The following is a 3,534-nucleotide window of genomic DNA, read 5'->3' as shown; positions in this document are numbered from 1 at the left end:
GCTTTGTAACAGCCGACTTTAGCATCACCAAAGCTTCTTTAACAGTAACAGCTGATTCAGGTCAAACAAAAGTATATGGTGCAACAGAGCCAGCACTAACCTATACAATTACAGGATTCGTAAATGGTGATACCGCATCTAGTTTAGATACAGGAGTTAGCATCGCAAGAGCAGTAGGAGAAGATGTAGATACCTATACCATTACACCTTCCGGTGCTGTTGATAGTAATTATACCGTAAGCTTTGTAACAGCCGACTTTAGCATCACCAAAGCCGCTTTAACAGTAACAGCTGATTCAGGTCAAACAAAAGTATATGGTGCAACAGACCCAACACTTACCTACACGATTACAGGATATGTAAATGGTGATACAGAATCAGATTTAGATACAGGAGTTAGCATCGCAAGAGCAACAGGAGAAGATGTAGATACCTATACCATTACACCTTCCGGTGCTGTTGATAGTAATTATAACATAAGCTTTGTAACAGCCGACTTTAGCATTACCAAAGCCGCTTTAACAGTAACAGCTGATTCAGGTCAAACAAAAGTATATGGCGCAACAGATCCAGCGTTAACCTATACAATTACAGGATTCGTAAATGGTGATACAGAATCTAGTTTAGATACAGGAGTTAGCATCGCAAGAGCAATAGGAGAAGATGTAGGAACCTATACCATTACACCTTCCGGTGCTGTTGATAGTAATTATGACATAGGCTTTGTAACAGCCGACTTTAGCATTACTAAAGCCGCTTTAACAGTAACAGCTGATTCAGGTCAAACAAAAGTATATGGTGCAACAGAGCCAGCACTAACCTATACAATTACAGGATTCGTAAATGGTGATACAGAATCTAGTTTAGATACAGGAGTTAGCATCGCAAGAGCAACAGGAGAAGCTGTAGATACCTATACCATTACACCTTCCGATGCTGCTGATAGTAATTATAACATAAGTTTTGTAACCGCAGATTTTACGATTACTAGTAAGTCGATTACGGATACAACTATTAGCATAGCCCCTATTGATGATTTCATTTATTCTGGTCAGGATATCACTCCACCATTGACGGTGAAAGATGGATCAGTTATTTTGGTACAAGGAACTGATTATGGATTAGATTATAGTAATAATATCAATGTTGGTACAGCTACAGTGAAGATTGTTAGTTATGGAAATTATACGGGTAATAAAGAAATAACTTTTAGTATTCTACCAAAAAGTATTAATATTTTAATAGCAGATCAAGAGAAAGACTATGGCGCCCAAGATCCTGTTTTAGTATTTACAGCAGATCCAAACCTTTTTGGAGCAGATGCATTTACAGGAGCTTTAACCCGAGAATCTGGCGAGGCAGTTGGAACGTATTTGATAACTTCAGGGACCTTAAGTGCAGGTGATAATTACACTTTAGACATTCAAACAGACGCAATTTTTAGCATTATTAGAATCGATACAGATGGCGATGGTGTTGCAGATGACATAGAGGATAATGATAATACAGATGCAACCGACCCATGTGACTTAATATTAACAAGCCAAACAGAAACACCAAGTACAGCTTGGTATACAGCAGACTGTGACGGCGATGGGATACCAAACGACGAAGATGTGGATCCAGATGGCGATGGAACCAACGATAACGGAGACGATACCGATGCCGATGGCATCAACGATGAAAATGACCCTGATGACGATAACGACGGTACTTTAGATATTAATGATGCTTTTCCATTAGATCCAGAAGAAGATACAGACACGGACGGCGATGGTACTGGAGACAATGCAGATACTGATGATGATGGCGATGGTCAGTTAGATGTTAATGAGATTGCTTGTGGATCAGATCCATTAGATTCCAGTTCATTAGCCACAGATACTGATGGAGATACACTACCAGACTGTGTAGATTCAGACATTGATAATGATGGTATCAACAATGATTCTGATGCAGATATAAATGGCGATGGCTTGAATGATAACGGAACAGACAATGATAATGATGGCGTAAATGATGCCACAGATACTGATGATGATAACGATGGTGTCAATGATGATCAAGATAACTGTCCTTTAGCATATAATCCATTGCAAGAAGATAGAGATGGTGATGGTTTAGGAGATGTTTGTGATACGGTTGAGATTAATATCTCAGAAGCAGTTACACCAAATGGCGATGGAATTAACGATACTTGGATGATTTATAACATAGAGAACTATCCAAATAATCAAGTGTTTATCTACAACAGATATGGCGAAGAAGTCTATCGCAAGAAAGGGTACTTGAATACTTGGAACGGCAGAAAACAAGGTAATACAGGAAAATCTTTGCCAGATAATGCAGCTTACTTTTATCAACTAGATTTAGACGGTAATGGTACAATCGATTATAAAGGTTGGATATACAAAACAAAATAATCATTAAGATACCCACTAGAATTATGAAAAAAATATATTTTATAGCTTTATTAATGATTATAGTATCATTAGATACCAAAGCGCAACAAGAGAGTTTAATTACACAGTACAACTCACAAATGGTATTATTTAATCCAGCAGCGGTTAGCTTAGATGGCGGTAGCACGATGACTTTGTTACACAGGCGTCATTGGGCAAATGCACCAATGTCTCCAATTACCACAAGCTTTACCTACGGTTATGATGCCGGGAATAATGTGGGACTAGGAGTTTCTGTGATTATGGATAAGGTTTTTGTAACACAATCTACCTTTGTAAGTATCGATTATAGTTATCGTTTACAATTAGAAGACGAGGCCTTCTTATATTTAGGTGTTAAGGCAGGAGCCAATTTTTATGCGATTAATGCAGGTGGCTTAAACACCTATAATTTAGTAGCAGATCCTTCTTTAAATACGACAGATATAATTTTACCCAATATTGGTTTTGGAGCGCATTATACAAAGGGAGCTTTTTACTTTTCGGTAGGAGTACCAAGAGTTTTAGATACCAGACAAACCAAGACAGAAAATGGATTGGTTAGTGTTGTTACCGATAAACCTCATTTGTACAGTGCTATGGGCTATGAGTTTTTGGTTTCTAAGTCAGAGAATATTTACGTAAGACCAAGTGTTTTTACGCGTACTGTAACAGGAGCGCCAATAATAACAGATTTTAATACCATGGTAGGTTTTAATAGAAGTTTAGAGATAGGCGCTACCTATAGAACCAACAATGCATTTGCAGCTTTAATGAACTTAAAATTAAACAATCAATTTACAACAGGTTGGGTATACGAGGTTAACTCACAAAGCCAATACAGCAATGTAGGTAGTTCATTAGAAGTCTTGTTAATGTATCAATTTTAAATTAAGAAAAAAGAGAGAATTAAAGTTCTTAGAAATAAAAATCCCTTAACATCAGTTGAGGGTTTTTTTTGTATAACCTGTCACGTCCTAACATAGTGTTACACCTAAACATTATATTTATGGATTCAAATTACAAAAAACGTACACAAAAAGATTACAGTTTAAGTCTAAAACTTCAGATAGTACAAGAGATTGAACAAGGT

The 3,534-nt window shown here is 37.1% G+C and carries 2 protein-coding genes; both read left to right on the top strand.

Going from position 1 to position 3,534, the window contains the following annotated elements; all coding sequences use genetic code 11:
* A partial coding sequence (locus AC2D6T_RS11995; protein WP_484681645.1) for an MBG domain-containing protein occupies window positions 1-2,423 on the top strand: 2,423 nt, incomplete at its 5' end.
* A 23-nt stretch (window positions 2,424-2,446) separates the two neighbouring features.
* On the top strand, window positions 2,447-3,331 hold the full coding sequence (locus AC2D6T_RS11990) for a PorP/SprF family type IX secretion system membrane protein (protein WP_484681644.1): 885 nt from the start codon (window positions 2,447-2,449) through the stop codon (window positions 3,329-3,331).
* Window positions 3,332-3,534: the final 203 nt, after the last annotated feature.

It is taken from the genome of Polaribacter sp. YIW18 (assembly GCF_057219325.1).
Note: the sequence above shows the minus strand (reverse complement) of the source record. Positions and strands in the feature narration are given on the sequence as shown.